Here is a 19,631-nt window from a genome sequence, read left to right as displayed (position 1 = left end):
GCCTTGTGCTGCGAAGAGGCCGGGACAGCAAGATGAATTTTCATTTGCTGCACCGGCCTCTTCGCAGCACAAGGCTGCGCCTACGAGGGTACTGCGGCCGCGTTGCGGATCAGAGGGCGCCGAAGACCTTCTTGGCCAGGCTGGTAGCGGCCTGCGCCGGGTTCTGGCGAATGCTCTGCTCCTGCTTGCCAATCATCTCGAACAGGCCGTCCAGCGCCTTCTCGGTCACGTAGTTCTCGATGCTGGCGCTCTTGGCGTCGACCACGCCCAGTGCCACCGCCTGCCCGGCGAAGTTGTTGTACTGCTGAGCCAGGCCAACCTTGTCGGTAGCCTGTTTGACGATCGGCAGGAACTTGGCGCGGATCTGCTCGCGGCTGCTCTTGTTCAGGTACTGGGTGGCCGAGTCGTCACCGCCGGCGAGGATGCCTTTGGCATCGGTCACGCTCATGTTCTTCACGGCATCGACCAAAATCGCCTGTGCCTGCGGCACGGCGGCTTCAGCGGCCTTGTTCATGCTGGCTTCCAGGGCATCGACCTGTTCACCTTTGCCGAACATTTTCATGGCCTTGGCCGCCTTGCCCAGCTTGCCCGGCAATTCGATGCGCACGTCCGGGTTGTTGCTGAAGCCACCCGGGGCGCTCAACTGCTTGACGGCGAGCTGCGCGCCCTGGGTCAGGGTATCTTTCAGGCCGCCAGTGGCGTCTTTCTGGCTCAGGTCGCCCAGCGACAGGGCCAGTGCGCTGGCCGATAGCAGCAGGCCGGCGCACAGGGTGGAAAAACGCAGGGAAGTGCGGATCATGAAGCTTTCCTTGTAAACAGATGAATACGGGTGTCAGCGAACCTGGTCGACCTTGATGCGTACAGATTTCGGGTCACTGCCGTCGAGCATGACACCATGGTGTTCGGTATTGATGAACAGCAGCTTGCCCTCCAGCTCGATGCGCGCGCTCACCGCATAGCGGTGGCCGGGTTTGACCTGGGCGGGGTCGTAAATGAGGTGGAATGGCAGCGGTACGTTGCCTTTGACCGGGCCGGCCTGGCGGGCCAGGGTCACGGCGGGGGCGTCCATCAGCGAAACGTCCTGCAGCTCCACGCTCAGGGTAGCGGCAGGCGGCAGGGCGATACGCTGCAGGTAGAAGACTTCACCGTCCAGGCTGGCCTGGTTGGATGGGGTTTGGCTGGAACAGGCTGCAAGCAGGGATGCGCAACACAGCATAAAGAGCTTTTTCATGGAATCTCCGGTGTCCTTGGGGCTGGCTTGTGGCCAACCCCAGGGACTTTAGCGGATTTTCCCCCGTGATGAACCGTCAGAGGGTCGAAGTTTCCAGGCCGTCGTCACGGTGCAGGGCCACCTGGCGGATCGACAGCCGCAGTTCGGCCGACAGCACACGCTTGGCCACGCCCTCGGCCAGCTCGCCAAGCTTGTCGTGATAACCCAGCTTGCCTTGCCCGTCGGCATGCAGCACGCCTTGCTGGAGCAGGGTCTGGATGAAGTGGCGGAACAGCGTCTTGTCGAAAAACTCTGGGGCATTCAGGCCATGCAGGATCGACAGGCGCTGGGCCATCATCACGCACAGGTCTTCCAGCCCTTCGGCGCTGAGGCTGTTCTGTCCGCTGTTGAGCAGCAGCGAGGTGGCCATGTAGAAGCGCTGCAAGGTCTGGGTGATGGTGCGGGCGAGCAGGGTCAGTAGCACGAACTGCCGCGAACTGGGCGCCGGGCGTACGTATACGTCGTTGTCCTGGCGTAGCAGGCCTTGTTCAACCAGCGCGGCCAGCCATTGGTCGATCACCTCGTCCAGTTGCTCTGGCGTCCAGCGCAGGAACAGTTCGGCCTGCAGGTACGGGTACAACGCGTGCACATACTGGCCCAGCAGTTCGCGGCTCATGCGCGAGCTGCTGAGGAAGAAGCTGGCCAGCAGCGCCGGCAGGGCGAAAATGTGCAGCACGTTGTTGCGGTAATAGGTCATCAGTACCGCATTGCCTTCATCCAGGTAGAGGATGCGGCCCAGGGCGTCCTTCTGCTCGGCCACCAGGTTCATGCTGCGCACGTGCTCGATCAGTGCCTGGCCGTCGCCGTCCGGCAGGGTGGTGTGCGGCGAGTACGGCACCTGGCGCAGCAAGGCCAGGTACAGGTCGAGTACACGGGTCAGGGCGCGTTCGTCCAGGGCCAGGCGGCTGGTGGACAGCAGCGCCAGGGCCACCAGGTTGACCGGGTTGATGGCGGCCGCCTCGTTGAGGTGACGGGCCACGGTTTCGCCCAGGCGGGTGGTGGCGTCGTTGAGCCAGGCCGGGCGGTACTGGGGGCCGTGATCCTGTTCACGCCAGCCGGGCTGTTGCTCATCGAGGAACCCGGCCAGGCGGATCGGTTCGCCGAAGTTGACGTAGACCTGGCCAAAGCGCTGCTTGAGCGCGCCAAACACCTTGAAGATGTCGAACACCGACTCCTTCTTTTTGCTGGCACCGCGCAACTCGCCCAGGTAGGTGCGGCCTTCGAGCACGCGCTCGTAGCCGATGTACACCGGCACGAACACCACCGGCGTGCGCGACGAGCGCAGGAAGCTGCGCAAGGTAATGGCCAGCATCCCGGTACGCGGCTGCAGCATGCGCCCGGTACGCGAGCGGCCACCTTCGACGAAGTACTCGACCGGAAAACCTTTGGTGTACAGAGTATGCAGGTACTCGTTGAACACGGCGGTGTACAGCGGGTTGCCCTTGAACGTGCGGCGCATGAAGAAGGCACCGCCACGGCGCAGCAGGTTACCCACCACCGGCATGTTGAGGTTGATGCCTGCCGCCACGTGCGGCGGGGTAAGGCCGTTGCGGAACAGCAGGTACGACAACAGCAGGTAATCGATGTGGCTGCGGTGGCACGGCACGTAGATCACTTCGTGGCCGGGAGCTATGCCCTGAACCTGTTCGATATGGTTGACCTTGATGCCGTCGTAGATCTTGTTCCAGAACCAGCTGAGCACCACTTCGAGAAAGCGGATGACCGTGTAGGTGTAGTCCGAGGCGATCTCGTTGCCATAACGCAGTGCCTGGGCTTCGGCCTTGGCCAACGGCAGGTTCTCGCGTTGGGCCTCGTCGGCGATGGCCTGGCGCACCTGCGGGGCATGGATCAGGCCTTTGACCAGGTTGCGCCGGTGCGAGATGTCCGGGCCGATGACGGCGGTCTTGAGGTTGCGAAAATGCACGCGCATCAGGCGCTGGGCCATGCGCACGGTGCGCTCGTGGCCCTTGTTGTGCTGCACCAGTTCGCGCAGGTGGATGGGGGCGGAGAACTGCACCCGGGTCTTGCGCCCCAGGATCAGCACGGTCAGCAGCCGGCGCAGGCGCCCGGTCACCGCCCAGCTGTCGGCGAACAACAGCTTCCATGGGCTGGATTCGCTGGCCGGGGTCTGCCCCCAGAACACGCTGACCGGAATGATCTGCGCATCTTCTTCGGCATGCTGGCTGACGGCAGCTACCAGGCGCTCAAGTGTGGGCGGGGCGCCGCTTTTGTCCTGGCGGCCGAGCCAGTCAGGGTCGGGGGTCAGGTAGAAGAACCCGGCCGGCTCCTGCAGTTGGCCGACCGCCACCGGCAGCACCGGGCGCGGCAGCCCCGCCTTGGTGCACTCGTGGTCGAGCACGGCCAGGTCGGTGAGCGCGGGCGAGGGCAGCGCATAGAACACCGGCCGGCTGCGGTCGAGGTTGAGGGTCATGGAAGACTGGTTGATGGTCTCGGAGCGCACCCACAGGTACAACAGGCGACGCAGGGCGCCGAAGATCAGGCGGCGCAGGGGGGAACGGGTCATGGGGTGTGTGCCCTGGGTGTGATTTTCAGGTGAGTATCCAGCTATTTAGTCTGCCGTATCGGCGTAAGTTCAGCAAAAATCGGCCAACTGCGGGACCGTCATCAATTTTTTTTGTTCTGTGTCATATACTCGGCCTGCCACTTGCAGGATATTTCAGCAAGCGGCGTTGGCACGGGGCCGTGAGCTCGTGCCTGCAAGGCGATCTTCACAATAAAAATCCGGAGTAGTTCAGATGTCGTCTCGTGAGACTGGGAATGTAAAGTGGTTCAACGATGCCAAGGGTTATGGCTTCATTCAGCGCGAAGGTGGTGCGGATGTGTTCGTCCACTATCGGGCGATCCGCGGTGAGGGGCATCGTACCCTGGTCGAAGGGCAGCGGGTGGAATACGCCTGCGTGCAGGGCCAGAAAGGCCTGCAAGCCGAAGACGTAGTAGGGCTCTGAGCCTCTAGTTTCAAGCCGTAGGAGCGGGCTTGCCCGCGAAGCAGCCACCACGGTGGCTGCCACGGGCATGGCCCGTGTTCGCGGGCAAGCCCACTCCTACAGAAACGAGCAACGCTGTATTTTCAGGTTGTGCGCCAGGTGATTTCCTCTTCACCGTCGGCGCTTATGCGCACCCAGCGGTCGGCATCTTCTTCGCCGTCTTCCTCTACCCAGCCACCCGGCGCGCAGCGCACTTCCACACCCAGTGCGGCAAATGCAGCGCGGGCGCAAGCGACATCATCGGCCCATGGCGTCTGGTCGCTTTCCAGGTACAGGCTGTTCCATTTCCCTACAGCCTTGGGTAACCAGGTGACCGGAATGTTACCGACCTTGCATTTGAATGTCTGGCCTTTCTGCTGCCAGTCGCTGCATGGGCCAATCGCCTGGGCGAGCCACTGGGCAATCTGCTTGTGGTCGACGTCGGCGTCCTTCAGGTAAATCTCGATATCTGGTTGGCGCATAAGGGCTCCGGGTGTGCTCAGTCTTGGCGCACGAAATAGTCATAACGCATGGAAACCGTAACCTCGAACGGCTCGGGCTGGTCGATCACCCGGGCGCGTTTTTCGGCGCTGGCGCGCCAGCCGTGCGGGGTCATGGCGAGCAGGTCGGCGCGCGCCTTGGGCACGGCCAGGTTCAAGCGGAACTCGAGGGTTTCGCTATGGGCGTGGGCCATGCCTTCGGGGACGAGGGCCAGGTGCTTGTCGTCGGCGTAAGGGCGTACTTCATCGTAGAGCACCTCACGCAACTCCATCAGGTGGCCGCTGGTCGGGCCGACCCGCATCAGGCCGCCGCCGGGGCTGAGCAGGCGCTTGGCTTCGGCCCAGTCCAGCGGGCTGAACACGCTGGCGATGAACTGGCAACTGGCGTCCGCCAGCGGCACGCGGGCCATGCTGGCGACCATCCAGGTGACCTGTGGCGCGCGGCGGCAGGCACGCTTGACCGCCTCGCGGGAGATGTCCAGGGCATAGCCCTCGGCAGCTGGCAGCGCCTGGGCGAGCAGCGCGGTGTAGTAGCCCTCGCCGCAGCCGATGTCCAGCCAGGCGCCGGGCCGGCGCTCGGCGGCAAGCTCGGCCAGCCGGTGGGCGACAGGGGCGTAGTGGCCCGCGTCGAGAAAGTCGCGGCGGGCCTCGACCATGGCCTGGTTGTCACCCGGGTCGCGGCTGTTCTTGTGCTGCACCGGCAGCAGGTTCAGGTAACCTTGGCGCGCTCGGTCGAAGCGGTGACCGGCCGGGCACATCACACTGTTGTCGAGCCGGCTCAGCGGCGCCTGGCAAAGAGGGCAGGCGAGCATCAGGCGAGCAACCGAACCAGGGTCTGGTAGTAGATTTCGGTCAGCAGGTCGAGGTCGCTGGCCAGAATCCGCTCGTCCACCTGGTGAATGGTGGCGTTGACCGGGCCAAGCTCGACCACTTGGGTACCCATGGTGGCGATGAAGCGGCCATCGGAGGTACCCCCGCTGGTAGACGGCTGGGTGTCGCGGCCGGTGACGCCCTTGATGCTGTGTGCGACCGCGTCGAGCAGTTCGCCCGGTTCGGTGAGGAACGGCAGGCCTGAAAGCGCCCAGTCGATCGACCAGTCCAGTTCATGCTTGTCGAGAATCGCCGACACTCGCGCCTGCAGGCCTTCGACGGTCGACTCGGTGGAGAAGCGGAAGTTGAACAGCGCGGTCAGCTCGCCCGGTACCACGTTGGTGGCGCCGGTGCCGGAATTGAGGTTGGAGATCTGGAAACTGGTCGGCGGGAAGAACGCGTTGCCTTCGTCCCAGTGCTCGGCTGCCAGTTCCGCCAGGGCCGGGGCGGCCAGGTGGATCGGGTTGCGTGCCAGGTGCGGGTAGGCCACGTGGCCCTGCTTGCCGCGCACGGTCAGCTTGGCACCCAGCGAACCACGGCGGCCGTTCTTGACCACGTCACCCAGCAGGGTGGTGCTGGAGGGTTCGCCGACGATGCACCAGTCCAGGCGTTCGTTGCGTGCTTTGAGGCGCTCGACCACTGCCTTGGTGCCGTGGTGGGCCGGGCCTTCCTCGTCGCTGGTGATCAGGAAGGCGACCTTGCCGCGGTGGTTCGGGTAGTCGTGCACGAAGCGCTCGCTGGCGATCACCATGGAGGCCAGGCTGCCTTTCATGTCGGCGGCGCCACGGCCGCAGAGCATGCCGTCAGCGTCGATCAGCGCTTCGAATGGTTCGTGCTGCCATTGCTGCACCGGGCCGGTGGGCACCACGTCGGTGTGGCCGGCAAAGCACAGCACCGGGCCGTCCTGGCTGCCGTGGGTGGCCCAGAAGTTGTCTACGTCTTCAATGCGCATCGGCTCGAGCGCGAAGCCCACGGCGCCCAGGCGCTTCATCATCTGCGCCTGGCAGTCGGCGTCGACAGGGGTGACCGAGGGGCGACGGATCAGGTCGCAGGCCAGTTGAAGGGTAGGCGAGAGCTCGGCAGGGGCCGTCATGGGGGACTCCGGGGCAAGGCAAGGCGGGGAAATCTGAGGGGCGTTATCTTATATCAAACCGATGTGGCAGTGGGGCCGCGTTGCGGCCCATTCGCGGCACAAGGCCGCTCCCACAGGTCATGCACATCCCTGATGGGCTGCGGTCATCCTTGTGGGAGCGGCCTTGTGCCGCGAATGGGCTGCAAAGCAGCCCCGGCAATCTCACGCCTGCTGCGCTTCGGCAGCCTTCTCCACTGGCTTGGGCAGCGAAGACAGCAACGCCATCACCAGCGCTGCCACATAAGGCAACGACTGCACCAGCAACATCGCCACCCAGAAGCGCATGTCCGAACTCGGCAGCCCTTGCACCAGGTAGATACCCAACGCCGCGCCCCACAGCAGCAACATGATGAACAGCTCTTCCCGCGCTTCGGAAAGTGCCACCAACAGCCCATGGCTGTCGGCATTCTTGGGCGTGCGGAAAAACGGCATGCTGCTGGTGAAAAAGCCGTAAAGCACCGCCTTGGCAATGGTATGCGACAGCGCCAGGCCGGCCAGCGCTGCGGCGAAGGCGTCCTTGAGGTTGACCCCCACCGCACGGCGGTAAAGGAAAATGATCTTGCCGACCTTGAAGAAGAACAGCGCCAGCGGCGGGATGGCGAAGATCATCAGCGGCGGGTCGACGCGGTGCGGCACGATGATCATTGCCGCTGACCACAGCAGCGCACCGATAGTAAAGAAGATATTCATGCCGTCGGCGACCCACGGCAGCCAGCCGGCCAGGAAGTGGTAGCGCTGGCCACGGGTCAGCTCGCTGCCCTTGCCGCGCAACAGGGCACTGGCGTGGTGTTTGATGATCTGAATGGCGCCGTAGGCCCAGCGGAAGCGCTGCTTCTTGAAATCGATGAAGGTGTCAGGCATCAGGCCCTTGCCGTAGCTGTTGTGGGCGTAGGCGGCCGACAGGCCTTTCTCGAACACGCGCAGGCCCAGCTCGGCGTCCTCGCAGATGCACCATTCGGCCCAGCCCAGCTCTTCCAGTACCGTGCGCCGGGTCATGGTCATGGTGCCGTGCTGGATGATTGCGTCACGGTCGTTGCGGGTGACCATGCCGATGTGGAAGAAGCCCTTGTACTCGCTGTAGCACAGCTTCTTGAAGGCGCTTTCGTGCTGGTCGCGGTAGTCCTGCGGCGACTGCACCACGGCAATTTTCGGGTCGGCGAAGTGCGGCACCATGTGCTTGAGCCAGTTGCGGTCGACGCAGTAGTCCGAGTCGATCACCGCAATCACCTCAGCGTCCTTGGCCGTGTGCGGGATCAGGTAGTTGAGCGCGCCGCCCTTGAAGCCGGCCAGTGGCGCGACGTGGAAAAACTTGAAGCGCTCGCCGAGCTTCTCGCAGTGAGCCTTCAGCGGCTCCCACACGGCCGGGTCCTTGGTGTTGTTGTCGATCACCAGCACTTCGTAGTCGGGGTAGTCCAGCGCGGCCAGGGCGTCGAGGGTCTGCTTCACCATCTCAGGTGGCTCGTTGTAGCACGGCACATGCACCGATACCTTGGGCCGGTAGGCGCTGTCGGCCTGTACCGGCAGGAACTCGCGTCGGCGCTTGTGTATCCATACGGCCTCGGCCAGTTCATGGGCCTCGGTAAGCAGCACGATGAACACGCCCAGCGCGCCAAGAGCAAGCAGTACGCCCACGGTCAGGCTGAACCAGGTGCTGTACTGCTGGCTGTAGTCGTAGGCAATCCACACCAGTACCGACCCGCACAAAAAGGTGATGAAGGTCAGGAATGTGCGGCCGCGCTGGCGCAGGGCCGAGCCGTCGATGAACAGCACCATCAGCGCAATCATCGCCAGCACCACCGAGGCCACCGCCAGGGCTCGCCACTGCGGGATCGCCACCACGGGCCCATCGAAGTTGAATTTTTGCTGACGCTCGGCGTTGTACACGCCCCAATAGGCGCCTACCGAGCCTTCGTCGCTAGCCTTCCACGGCTGGTCATAGGCTTCGATGACAAAGTAGTTGTAGCCACGGCGATTGAGGGTATTGACCAAGGTGCGCAGGTAGATGGCCTGGTCGGCCTGGCTGGCATCGGCACCACCGCGCATGCGGCCGTTGCTCGGCCAGCCGACCTCGGACAACAGCAGGGGTTTGCGCGGGAACTGGTGCTTCAGCTCCCGGGCGCGGTCGAGCACGAACTCGACCGAATCCTTCATCGGGACGAATTCCCAGTAGGGCAGGATGTGCGCGGCAATCAGGTCGACGTGCTTGGCGATCTCCGGGTTTTCCTTCCAGATGTGCCATTGTTCACTGGTGGTCACCGGTACCTTGACGGCTGCGCGTACCCGGTCCAGGTATTTGATCAGGTTTTCCGGGGTGACTTCTTCACGGAACAGCGCCTCGTTGCCGACCACTACCCGCACCACGCTGCGCGAGGTGTTGGCCAACTGGATGGCCGTGGCGATTTCGCGCTCGTTGCGTTCCAGGTCCGGGCTGATCCAGATCCCCAGCGTCACCCGCAAGCCAAACTCCTCGGCCAGGCGCGGGATGTCGGCCTGGGTGCCCTCCACGGTATAGATTCGGATGCTGTCGGTCAGTTTGCTCAACTGCTCCAGGTCCTGGCGCATCTCGTCGTCAGTGGGGTACTGGCCCTTCTGCGGGCTTTCACCCAGGCGGAACGGCGAATACGAAAAGCCAGAGATCTGTTCTGGCCAGGCAGGGGCGGAGACCGGGCGGTTGATCAGTGCCCAGAACCCGGTGAACAACGCGGCGATGGCCAGCACCACAACCAGGTTCAGGCCGAATTTACGTGAAGACATTGTCGTCCATTTGTGTCGAAGTGATAGGACATTAAAGCAGGGTTAGTAGTCTCTTTCCTAACGATGCAGGCCATGGGCCCGCTGGCATATAATGCGCGCCGGTTTTTTGGGGTATGAACATGAGCACAGAAGATCCACGCTTCGCCGGCGTTGCCCGGCTGTATGGCGACCAGGGGCTGCAGCGCCTGGGGCAGGCCCATGTGGCTGTGGTCGGTATTGGCGGGGTAGGGTCCTGGGTGGCTGAAGCGCTGGCCCGCAGCGGCGTGGGCGAAATCAGCCTGTTTGACCTGGACGACGTCTGCGTCAGCAACACCAACCGCCAGGCCCATGCCCTGGAAGGCCAGGTGGGGCGGCCCAAGGTCGACGTCATGGCTGAACGCTTGCGTGCGATCAACCCGGCATGCACGGTGCATGCGGTAGCGGACTTCGTTACCCGTGAAACCATGGCCGAGCATATCCACGAGCACCTGGACTGTGTGATCGACTGCATCGACAGCGTCATGGCCAAGGCGGCGTTGATTGCCTGGTGCCGGCGGCGAAAGATTGCCATCGTTACCACGGGTGGCGCTGGTGGGCAGATCGACCCGACCCAGATCCAGATCGCCGACCTGAACAAGACCTTCAACGACCCACTGGCCTCGCGGGTGCGCTCCACCTTGCGCCGCGATTACAACTTCTCGCGCAATGTCAGCCGCAACTATGGTGTGCCGTGCGTGTTCTCCAGCGAACAGCTGCGTTATCCCAAGGGTGATGGCAGCGTTTGCCTGCAAAAAAGCTTTGTAGGGGAGGGGGTAAGGCTGGACTGCTCGGGTGGCTTTGGTGCAGTGATGATGGTGACCGCGACCTTTGGCATGGTGGCGGCGAGCAAGGCGATCGAGAAATTGGTGGCGGGTGCGCGGCGGCCTTCGGAGCGGATCAAGCCTGAGTAATCATGCACAGGCCACCTCGCTCCTACAGGGAGCAGTGTATGCCTTGGATTTAGTGGTTGGACGCCAACTCCGCCATTCGCTGCAACACCGCATGCAGCCCATTGCTGCGTGACGGGGACAGCTGGCGCTCTAGCCCCAGTTGGGTGAACCACTCGCGCAGATCAAGCCTGGCCAGCTCTTCACTGGTCAGCCCCTGCACCCGCACCAGCAACAACGCCAGCAGCCCGCGCAACAAGCGTGCATCGCTGCTGGCCTTGAACCGCCACTGCCCATCGACGAGTTCGGCCATCAGCCACACCAGGCTTTCGCAGCCATGCACCCGGTTGGCTTCGGTCTTGTCAGTCTCGGCCAGCGGCTCCAGGCGGTCGCCCCACTGCATCAGCAGCCGGGCGCGCTGTTCCCAGCCCTTGCCCTGTTCAAACGCTTCCAGCGCCTGGCGCGCCTGTTCCGGCATGCTCATCGCAGCAACTCCAGGCCCTGATCAAGCGCAGCGAAGAAGCGCTGCAAGTCGTCGCTGTCGTTGTACAAGCCCAGCGATACGCGGATTGCGCCCTCCAGCCCCAGCCCTTGCAAGAGCGGCATGGCGCAGTGGTGTCCGGCACGCACGGCTATCCCTTGCTCGGTGAGCAGGTGGGCGATATCTGCGTTGTGCACGCCCTCGATGACGAAGCTGGCCAGCGCCGTCTGCGGTGCCCCCAATACCCGCACGCCCTCACGGTCAGCCAGGCCGCGCAGCAGGCGCTGGTGCAGGCTGGTTTCGTGGGCTTCGACAGCCTGGACGTCGAGGCTGGCCAAATAATCCAGGGTCGCCCCCAGGCCTATCACCCCGGCGATTGGCGGCGTACCCGCCTCGAACCCCAGCGGTGCAGGGCGAAAGCTGGCGCTCTGGTACTCGGCCAGTTGCACCATCTCGCCACCGAACTGCCAATGGCGCAGCAGCTCCAGCGCCCGAGTGTGGCCGTACAGCACGCCAATCCCATCCGGGCCGTACAACTTGTGGCTGGAGAACACATAGAAGTCGCAGCCCAGTTGCTGCACATCGTGGCGACCATGCACCACGCCCTGGGCACCGTCGACCACGGTCAGCGCGCCTTGTGCGCGGGCATGGGAAAGCAGGGCCGGCAGCGGTTGCCAGGTACCCAGTACGTTGGACAGCTGGCTGACGGCGAGAACCCGGGTGCGCGGGCCTATCAGTTGCAGTGCCTGGTTCAGGTCGATGCGGCCAAAGGCATCCAGCGGCAGTATCACCAGGCGCAGGTTGCGCCGGCGTGCCAGCTGTTGCCAGGGCAGCAGGTTGGCATGGTGCTCCAGCGCGCTGATGGCAATTTCGTCACCGGCTTCGAAGCGGTGCTCAAGGCCGTAGGCCAGCAGGTTCAAGGCCGAGGTGGCACCGTGGGTGAACACGATCTGCCGTGAGTCCGCAGCATTCAACCAGGCGGCGACCTTGTCTCGGCTGGTTTCGAAAGCCTGGGTCGCCAGTGCACCGGGCAGGTGCTGGGCACGGTGTACGTTGGCCGCGCCATGGCTGTAGTAATGGCTCAAGGCATCGATCAGGGCTTGCGGCTTTTGGGTGGTAGCGGCGCTGTCCAGGTAGGTCTGGTGCTGCCGTTGCAGGGCGGCGATGGCGGGGAAGTCGGCACGCCAGGGGGAGGGCTGGAACATGTTCACGGGGCCTGGAATGAAAATCGGGTCTGGCGTGGTGCCAGACCCGATCTTAACATTTCAAACGCCAAGCATGCTCAGTTGTGAGCGTGCAGCGCCTCGTTCAGCTCGATGGCCGACTTGTGGGTCTTGCATTCTACCGCGCCATTCAGCGAGTTGCGGCGGAACAGCAGGTCGGTCTGGCCGGCCAGGTCGCGGGCCTTGACCACCTTGACCAGCTCGTTGTTCTCGTCCAGCAGGTTCACCTTGGTGCCAGCGGTGATGTACAGGCCGGCTTCAACGGTGTTGCGGTCGCCCAGCGGAATGCCGATACCAGCGTTGGCGCCGATCAGGCAGCCTTCGCCCACCTTGATGACGATGTTGCCGCCACCGGACAGGGTACCCATGGTCGAGCAACCGCCGCCCAGGTCGGAACCTTTGCCAACGAATACGCCGGCGGACACGCGGCCTTCGATCATGCCCGGGCCTTCGGTGCCCGCGTTAAAGTTGACGAAGCCTTCGTGCATGATGGTGGTGCCTTCGCCGATGTAGGCGCCCAGGCGCACACGGGCGGTATCGGCGATGCGCACGCCGGCCGGGACCACGTAGTCGGTCATCTTCGGGAACTTGTCCACCGAGAACACTTCCAGCAGCTCGCCCTTCAGGCGCGCTTCCAGTTGCAGCTCGGCCAGTTCGGCCAGGTCGACCGCGCCCTGGTTGGTCCAGGCTACGTTCGGCAGCAGCGGGAAGATGCCAGCCAGGCTCAGGCCGTGTGGCTTGACCAGGCGGTGCGACAACAGGTGCAGCTTGAGGTAGGCCTCTGGGGTGGAGGTCAGGGCAGCGTCTTCGGCCAGCAGGGTAGCGACCAGCGGCTTGTGGCTTTCGGCCAGGCGGGTCAGCAGGGCGGCCTGGGTCGCATCCACGCCTTTCAGGGCTTCGGCCAATTTCAAGGCCTGGCCGTTGCTGAAGGCGATGGCCTGGTTGCCACCTTCGTAACCGAGAACAGGGGCTACAGCGGCAACCAGCTCGGCGCTCGGGTTGAGCAGCGGTTGCGCGTAGAACACTTCCAGCCAGGCGCCCTGGCGGTTCTGGGAGCCGACACCGAAGGCCAGGCTGAACAGGGTATTGGACATGTGATTACCTCGTGCGAAATAGGGTGGGGGCTCAGGCCAGGGCAGCGGCGTACAGGTCCGGCTTGAAGCCGACCAGGGTGCGCGCGCCAAGGTCCAGCACCGGGCGTTTGATCATCGACGGCTGGGCCAGCATCAGCTCGACGGCCTTGGCCTGGTCGAGGTCTGCCTTGCTGGCGTCGTCCAGCTTGCGGAAGGTGGTGCCGGCACGGTTGAGGATGACTTCCCAGCCGTGTTCGTCGCACCAGCGGTTCAGGCGGTCGCGGTCGATGCCTTGGGTCTTGTAATCGTGAAATTCGTAGGCGATGGCTTTGTCTTCGAGCCAGGTACGCGCTTTTTTCATGGTGTCACAGGCTTTGATGCCGTAGAGCGTGTAGGTCATTGTGTACATTGGGGTTACAAGTCGCCCCAATCTCTCCGTCTTTCGATGTCAGTCGCGGGATTATGCGGGAACGAAACAGTGAGCGCCACGGGTGTACTTGCCTTGAGCCTTGCAGCGCCCATGAGATCGAGCACCGCGCGGGCGGTGCTCGATCTCATGGGCGCTGCAAGAATCAAGGCCTGCACCTTCTGAAGTATCATCATGTTACATATTCCGCGGTCACCTGCGACTATCGTGCAGCGGCCCCGAACCGTCGGTCGCCGCTAACATATTGTTTCAATGGCGATGGTTCGCCTTGCTACCGTTTCTGGTTCACAAAGGAAGCTTTCCCGGATGCAGTCCGCCTACACCGTCCTCATCCTGCTGACGCTGGTCAGCCTGTCGAAGCTGGTCGGCCGCATGATCCCGCTGCCCTTGCCGCTGGTGCAGATCGCTGCCGGTGCCTTGCTGGCCCTGCCGACACTGGGGCTGCATGTGGCCCTGGACCCCGAGTTGTTCCTGTTCCTGTTCTTGCCGCCCCTGCTCTTTGCCGACGGTTGGCGCATCCCCAAGCGTGAGTTGTGGCGCATTCGCGGGCCAGTGGTGGCGCTGGCCGTAGGGTTGGTGCTGTTCACTGTGGTCGGGGCCGGCTATTTCATTCACTGGCTGCTGCCGAGCATCCCCCTGCCGGTGGCTTTCGCCTTGGCGGCGGTGCTGTCGCCGACCGATGCCGTGGCGGTTTCGGCCATCGCCCAGGACCGCCTGCCCACCCCGCTGATGCACATGCTGCAGGGGGAGGCCCTGATGAACGATGCATCGGGCCTGGTGACCTTCAAGTTCGCCCTTGCGGCGGCGATCACCGGGGTGTTTTCGCTGGCCGATGCCAGCTTCAGCTTTGTGCTGGTCGCGCTTGGCGGTCTGGCGGTGGGGGTGGGCCTGAGCTGGCTGGTCGGCCGCCTGCGCGCCTGGATGATCGCCCGCGGCTGGGACGACCCGGCCACCCACGTGGTGTTCATGCTGCTGCTGCCGTTCGCGGCCTACGTGCTGGCCGAGCGCCTGGGCGTTTCGGGCATCCTTTCGGCGGTAGCGGCCGGCATGATGCAAAGCTGGCTCGACCTGCTGCCACGCCAGACCAGCACCCGCCTGCTTAACCGGAGCGTCTGGTCGTTGCTGGAGTTCGCCTTCAATGGCCTGATCTTCCTGCTGTTGGGCCTGCAGTTGCCAGACATCATCAAGGCGGTGGTCAGCCACGAAGCCACCGTGTGGCCGACCCTGGCCTACCGCTGCCTGGACGTGGTGGCGATCTTTGCTGCACTGATCCTGCTGCGGTTCATCTGGGTGCAGAGCATCTGGCGGTCGATCGGCGTGGTGCGCCGCTGGCGCGGCAAACCGGCGCTGGTGCTGATGCCTACGGCGCGCTCCTGCTGGCTGCTGACCTTGGGCGGTGTGCGCGGGGCGGTGACCCTGGCGGGTGTGATGTCGGTGCCGTTGCTGATGGGGGCGGGCAAGGCCTTCCCTGAGCGTGATTTGCTGATTTTCATTGCCGCCGGGGTGATCCTGCTGTCGTTGATCAGCGCCTGCATCGCGCTGCCGATATTGCTGCGCGGGGTGACCAAGAGCCCGGACGAACGCTTGCACCAGGAGGTGCAGGAAGCCTGGCGGCGCACGGCCGAGGCAGCGATTCATGCCCTGGAAGCAGAGGAGGTGATCGACGCCAATGCCCCGCAAGATGCTGCGCAGGCGACCCTGGCGACCGAGCTGAAGGCACGGTTGATGGCTGAGTATCGGGATGAACTGGACAGCTACAACGACAGTGCCGAGGCCAAGGCCCTGGCCGAACAGATGGACTTGCTGGAGCGGCGTTTGCGCTTGCGTGCGCTGAGGGCGCAGCGGCTGGAGCTGTATAACCTGCATCGCCAGCACCAGGTGGGCGATGAGGTGGTGCGGCAGGTGCTTGGGGAGCTGGATATGAGTGAGGCCAACCTGGGGCAGGTCAAGTAGATCTCCTTGTTGCCATTCGCGGGACAAGCCCGCTCCCACAGGTCCTCCATTTGAGGTTGCTGGAGGCCTGTGGGCACGGGCTTGTCCCGCGAATGGGGCGCACAGCGCCCCCAGCTCAATTAGCGGTTTTGCAGGAAGGCACGAATCCGCTCTGCCGCCTCGATGCACTCGGCCAGCGGTGCAACCAGCGCCATGCGTACGCGCCCGGCGCCTGGGTTCACACCCTCCACTTCACGCGACAGGTACGAGCCTGGTACCACGGTCACATGCTGGGCTTCGAACAGGTCGCGGGTGAATTCGGCATCGCAGCCCGGCACCTTGGCCCACAGGTAGAAGCTGCCATCCGGGCGCTGCACGTCCAGCACCGGCTGCAGGATGTCCAGCACGGCATCGTATTTGGCGCGGTACTGGTCGCGGTTCTCGCGCACATGCGCCTCGTCCTGCCACGCGGCAATGCTGGCCAGCTGGGTTTGCACCGGCATGGCACAGCCGTGGTAGGTGCGGTACAGCAGGAACGGCTTGATGATCTTGGCGTCGCCAGCCACAAAGCCCGAACGCAGGCCCGGCAGGTTGGAGCGCTTGGACAGGCTATGGAACACCACGCAGCGGGCAAAATCACTACGGCCAAGCTCGGCGCAGGCGGTCAGCAGGCCCGGTGGTGGCGCATCTTCGTCGAAGTACAGCTCGCTGTAGCACTCGTCGGCGGCGATCACGAAGTCGTGTTCGTCAGCCAGGGCAATCAGCTTTTTCAGGGTGTCCATCGGCACCAATGCACCGGTGGGGTTGCCCGGCGAGCACAGGAACAGGATCTGGCAGCGCTTCCACACGTCCGCCGTTACGGCATCGAAATCGGGGTTGAAACCGTTGCTTTCCAGGCAGGGCAGGTAGTGCGGTGTTGCCCCGGCCAGCAGTGCTGCGCCTTCGTAGATCTGGTAGAACGGGTTTGGGCTGATTACCAGGCCGTCATCTGCACGGTTGACCACCGCCTGGGTGAAGGCAAACAGCGCTTCACGGGTGCCATTGACCGGCAGGATGTGCTGCTCGGCATCCAGCCAGCCGGCCGGCACACCAAAACGCTGCTCGCACCACTGGCCGATGGCCTGGCGCAGGGCCGGCACGCCGATGGTGCTGGGGTACACCGCCAGCTTGTCAAGGTTGTCGGCCATGGCCTGGGCCACGAACGCCGGCGATTCATGCTTCGGCTCACCGATCGACAGGGCGATGGCGCGTTTGTCCGCCGCAGGCTTCACGCTGCCCAGCAGGGCGCGGAGCTTTTCGAACGGGTAGGGCTGAAGCTGGGTCAAGGCATGGTTCATCGGCGCAAGGTCTCGTCAATCGTCTAATCGTTAAATGGTCACGCGGGTCGGGCTGGTGTCGCTACCTTGGCCGGCTTGTAGCTGCTGCACGATGGCCTCCTGCAGGCGGCTGCACAGCTGCGGGTCGGACAGCGGCTGGTTGTCGGCATCAGTGATGAAGAACACGTCTTCCACCCGTTCGCCCAGAGTGGCGATCTTGGCGTTCTGCAGCGACAGGTCGAACTCCAGGAAAATGCGCCCCAGCCGGGCCAGCAGGCCCGGGCGGTCGGGTGCGGTGATTTCGAGGATGGTCACTGGCCGCTGGGCATCGTTGAGGATGGTCACCTGCGGCGGGAAGTCGAAGTGCTTGAGCTGGCGCGGCACCCGGCGCTGGATGATGGTCGGGTAGTCTTCAGGGTTGCGCAGCGCTTCGGTCAGGCCATCGCGAATCTGCTTGACCCGCTGCGGGTTGTCGCCGATCGAGCCGCCGTCGTTGTCCAGCACAATGTAGGTGTCGAGGGTGAACTGGCTGCTCGACGTGATGATCCGCGCGTCATGGATGTTCAGGTTCAGCTGCGACATGGCCGCCACCGTCACGGCAAAGAAATCGTGCTGATCGGGGGCGTAGATGAAGATCTGCGTGCCGCCTTCGAACTCCCGCTGGGTGGTTTCCTTGATCAGCACCAGCGGCCCGCCATCAGCCGGTTGCTGCAGGATCGCATCCGTATGCCAGGCTACGTCGGCGGCGGTGTGCTTGAGGAAGTAGTCATCACCCAGTTGCGACCACAGCTGCTCGACGTCGTCCGGGTCGGTACCCTCGCGCACCAGAATATCCAGTGCTGAGGACTGCGTCTGGCGGATCTGCTCTTCGCGGTCCAGCGGGTTTTCCAGGCCGCGGCGCAGGGCGCGCTTGGTCTCGCTGTAGAGCTGGCGCAACAGACTGGCCCGCCACGAGTTCCACAGGCTGGGGTTGGTGGCATTGATGTCGGCCACGGTCAGCACGTACAGGTAGTCCAGGCGCGTCTCGTCGCCCACGTGCAGGGCAAAGTCGTTGATTACCTGCGGGTCGGACAAGTCCTTGCGCTGGGCTGTGGTCGACATCACCAGGTGGTTCTGCACCAGCCAGACGATCAACCGGCTGTCCCAGGCCGGCAACTGGTGTCGCTCGCAGAACTTCTTCGCATCCACCGCGCCCAGCTCGGAATGGTCGCCCTGGCGACCTTTGCCGATGTCGTGGTAAAGGCCGGCAAGGTAGATCAGCTCGGGCTTGGGCAGGCGCCCCATCAGCTTGCTGGCCAGCGGGAATTTCTCGGACACCGGTGTGTACTGCAGCTTGCGCAGGTGCTTGATGAGGTTGAGGGTGTGTGCATCGACCGTATAGATGTGGAACAGGTCATGCTGCATCTGCCCGACGATCAGGCCGAACTCCGGCAGGTAGCGGCCAAGGATGCCGTAGCGGTTCATCCGCCGCAGGTTGCGGTGGATGCCGATTTCGCACTTGAACAGCTCGATGAACAGGCTGGTGTTGCGGATATCGGTGCGGAAAGTGTCGTCGATCAGGTGGCGGTGCTCACGCAGCAGGCGCACCGTATCGGCGCGCACGCCCTTGATTTCCGGGTGCTGGGCCATCAGCACGAAGATTTCCAGCATGGCGAACGGTGTGCGCTTGAACACGTTCGGGTGGGTGGCCTCGATATAGCCGTCGTGCAGGCGAAAGCGTGCATTCAGCGGTTGGGTGGTGCCGCTGTCTTCGTCGGCGAGGATGACCTCTTCGAAGTGCTGGATGATCAGGTCGCACAGCTGGCTGATGCTCATCACCACCCGGTAGTACTGCTGCATGAACTGCTCGATTGCCCGCTTGGGGTTGTCGTCGCTGTACCCAAGCAGCGCGGCGAGGCTGCGCTGGTGGTCGAACAGCAGGCGGTCCTCGGCGCGACCGGCCAGCATGTGCAGGGCGTAACGTACCTTCCACAGAAAATCCTGGGACGAGGCCAGCAGTTCGTTCTCGCTTTCCAGCAAGAAACCTTCGCCGGCCAGGGCGTGCAGGTTCAGGGTGCCGTACTGGCGGCGGGCCACCCACAGTACCGTCTGGATGTCGCGCAGGCCGCCTGGCGAGCCCTTGACGTTAGGTTCGAGGTTGTACTCGGTGTCGTTGTACTTGTGGTGACGGGCCTTGAGTTCGGCGCGTTTGGCCAGGAAGAAGTCTTTGCTCGGCCACATGTGCGCGGTGCTGGTCACCTCCAGCATGCGCTGACGCAGGGCCTCGGGGCCGGCGATGGTGCGGCTTTCCATCAGGTTGGTAATCACCGTCAGGTCCGCGCGGGCCTGTTCGGCGCACTCGTCGACGGTGCGCACGCTCTGGCCCACTTCCAGGCCGATGTCCCACAGCAGGGTGAGAAAGCGTTCGATGGCGTCGCGGTATTGTTCGTGCTCGGCGGCGCCCAGCAAAATCAGCAGGTCGATGTCTGAATGCGGGTGCAACTCACCGCGCCCGTAGCCACCCACCGCGACCAGGGCGATGCCATTCTGGTCGCCCCAGTCGAACTGGTTCCACGCCTGTTGCAGGATATTGTCGACGAGCCAGGCGCGGGCTTCGATCAGTGGACGGATATCGTCGCCACTGCGGAAACGCTTGTCGAGCACCTCGCCGGCCTGGCGGATGGCTTTCTTGAAGGCGGCGATGGGGCTCGCCTTGAGGGCCAGTTCCGCCTGGAACTGGCCGCGGTCGAACAGCTCGGGGTCCACCTGGGGCATCGCGTCACGT

16 protein-coding genes are annotated in these 19,631 nt (G+C 63.8%); 3 read left to right on the top strand and 13 right to left on the bottom strand.

Annotated features, from left to right (window positions below; genetic code table 11):
- Positions 1 to 109: 109 nt before the first annotated feature.
- The 3 genes from J3A71_RS23410 to plsB all read right to left on the bottom strand — a co-directional run bounded on the left by J3A71_RS23410 (position 110) and on the right by plsB (position 3,794).
- On the bottom strand, positions 110 to 799 hold the full coding sequence (locus J3A71_RS23410) for a DUF4197 domain-containing protein (RefSeq protein WP_016485190.1): 690 nt from the start codon (positions 797 to 799) through the stop codon (positions 110 to 112).
- A 33-nt stretch (positions 800 to 832) separates the two neighbouring features.
- Positions 833 to 1,231 (bottom strand): YbaY family lipoprotein, encoded by a 399-nt coding sequence (locus J3A71_RS23405; protein WP_016485191.1) that lies wholly within the window; start codon positions 1,229 to 1,231, stop codon positions 833 to 835.
- Positions 1,232 to 1,307: 76 nt separating this feature from the next.
- Complete coding sequence (plsB, locus tag J3A71_RS23400; RefSeq protein ID WP_016485192.1) at positions 1,308 to 3,794, bottom strand: glycerol-3-phosphate 1-O-acyltransferase PlsB; 2,487 nt, start codon at positions 3,792 to 3,794, stop codon at positions 1,308 to 1,310.
- Positions 3,795 to 4,026: 232 nt separating this feature from the next.
- Here plsB and J3A71_RS23395 point away from each other — a divergent pair, with 232 nt between their 5' ends.
- A complete protein-coding gene (locus J3A71_RS23395) occupies positions 4,027 to 4,236 on the top strand; it encodes a cold-shock protein (protein ID WP_003252255.1) in 210 nt (69 codons plus the stop codon).
- Positions 4,237 to 4,358: 122 nt separating this feature from the next.
- Here J3A71_RS23395 and J3A71_RS23390 read toward each other — a convergent pair whose 3' ends face one another.
- The 4 genes from J3A71_RS23390 to J3A71_RS23375 form a co-directional block, all read right to left on the bottom strand.
- Entirely contained in the window at positions 4,359 to 4,736 is a 378-nt protein-coding gene (locus J3A71_RS23390) for a hypothetical protein (RefSeq protein WP_095115726.1), read from the bottom strand.
- 17 nt (positions 4,737 to 4,753) lie between these two features.
- Positions 4,754 to 5,566, bottom strand: a complete 813-nt coding sequence (locus tag J3A71_RS23385) for a putative RNA methyltransferase (protein WP_016485194.1) — start codon at positions 5,564 to 5,566, stop codon at positions 4,754 to 4,756.
- Positions 5,566 to 6,717, bottom strand: a complete 1,152-nt coding sequence (gene dapE / locus J3A71_RS23380) for a succinyl-diaminopimelate desuccinylase (RefSeq protein ID WP_016485195.1) — start codon at positions 6,715 to 6,717, stop codon at positions 5,566 to 5,568. Before dapE ends, J3A71_RS23385 begins: the two co-directional genes overlap by 1 nt.
- Positions 6,718 to 6,918: 201 nt before the next feature.
- On the bottom strand, positions 6,919 to 9,510 hold the full coding sequence (locus J3A71_RS23375) for a glycosyltransferase (protein WP_060517537.1): 2,592 nt from the start codon (positions 9,508 to 9,510) through the stop codon (positions 6,919 to 6,921).
- Positions 9,511 to 9,629: 119 nt separating this feature from the next.
- Here J3A71_RS23375 and tcdA point away from each other — a divergent pair, with 119 nt between their 5' ends.
- Complete coding sequence (tcdA, locus tag J3A71_RS23370) at positions 9,630 to 10,439, top strand: tRNA cyclic N6-threonylcarbamoyladenosine(37) synthase TcdA (RefSeq protein WP_161775553.1); 810 nt, start codon at positions 9,630 to 9,632, stop codon at positions 10,437 to 10,439.
- A 49-nt stretch (positions 10,440 to 10,488) separates the two neighbouring features.
- Here tcdA and J3A71_RS23365 read toward each other — a convergent pair whose 3' ends face one another.
- The 4 genes from J3A71_RS23365 to J3A71_RS23350 form a co-directional block, all read right to left on the bottom strand.
- Complete coding sequence (locus tag J3A71_RS23365) at positions 10,489 to 10,899, bottom strand: SufE family protein (protein WP_016485198.1); 411 nt, start codon at positions 10,897 to 10,899, stop codon at positions 10,489 to 10,491.
- A complete protein-coding gene (locus J3A71_RS23360; protein WP_096425672.1) occupies positions 10,896 to 12,101 on the bottom strand; it encodes a cysteine desulfurase in 1,206 nt (401 codons plus the stop codon). Before J3A71_RS23360 ends, J3A71_RS23365 begins: the two co-directional genes overlap by 4 nt.
- Positions 12,102 to 12,178: 77 nt before the next feature.
- Positions 12,179 to 13,213, bottom strand: coding sequence for a 2,3,4,5-tetrahydropyridine-2,6-dicarboxylate N-succinyltransferase (gene dapD / locus J3A71_RS23355; RefSeq protein WP_023047675.1), 1,035 nt, complete (start codon positions 13,211 to 13,213; stop codon positions 12,179 to 12,181).
- Between the two features lie 31 nt (positions 13,214 to 13,244).
- Positions 13,245 to 13,592: an ArsC family reductase gene (locus J3A71_RS23350; RefSeq protein ID WP_031311924.1), complete on the bottom strand. Its 348-nt coding sequence runs from the start codon at positions 13,590 to 13,592 to the stop codon at positions 13,245 to 13,247.
- A gap of 333 nt (positions 13,593 to 13,925) precedes the next feature.
- Here J3A71_RS23350 and J3A71_RS23345 point away from each other — a divergent pair, with 333 nt between their 5' ends.
- Entirely contained in the window at positions 13,926 to 15,572 is a 1,647-nt protein-coding gene (locus J3A71_RS23345) for a Na+/H+ antiporter (protein WP_023047678.1), read from the top strand.
- A 119-nt stretch (positions 15,573 to 15,691) separates the two neighbouring features.
- Here J3A71_RS23345 and dapC read toward each other — a convergent pair whose 3' ends face one another.
- The gene (gene dapC / locus J3A71_RS23340; protein ID WP_016485204.1) at positions 15,692 to 16,888 is read right to left on the bottom strand and encodes a succinyldiaminopimelate transaminase; all 1,197 of its coding nucleotides are present in this window, start codon (positions 16,886 to 16,888) and stop codon (positions 15,692 to 15,694) included.
- Positions 16,889 to 16,918: 30 nt separating this feature from the next.
- A complete protein-coding gene (locus J3A71_RS23335; RefSeq protein WP_016485205.1) occupies positions 16,919 to 19,621 on the bottom strand; it encodes a [protein-PII] uridylyltransferase in 2,703 nt (900 codons plus the stop codon).
- Between the last annotated feature and the right edge of the window lie 10 nt (positions 19,622 to 19,631).

This window comes from Pseudomonas sp. PvP089, assembly GCF_017875165.1.
In the GTDB taxonomy this organism is placed as follows: Bacteria; Pseudomonadota; Gammaproteobacteria; order Pseudomonadales; family Pseudomonadaceae; genus Aquipseudomonas; species Aquipseudomonas fortuita.
Note: the sequence above shows the minus strand (reverse complement) of the source record. Positions and strands in the feature narration are given on the sequence as shown.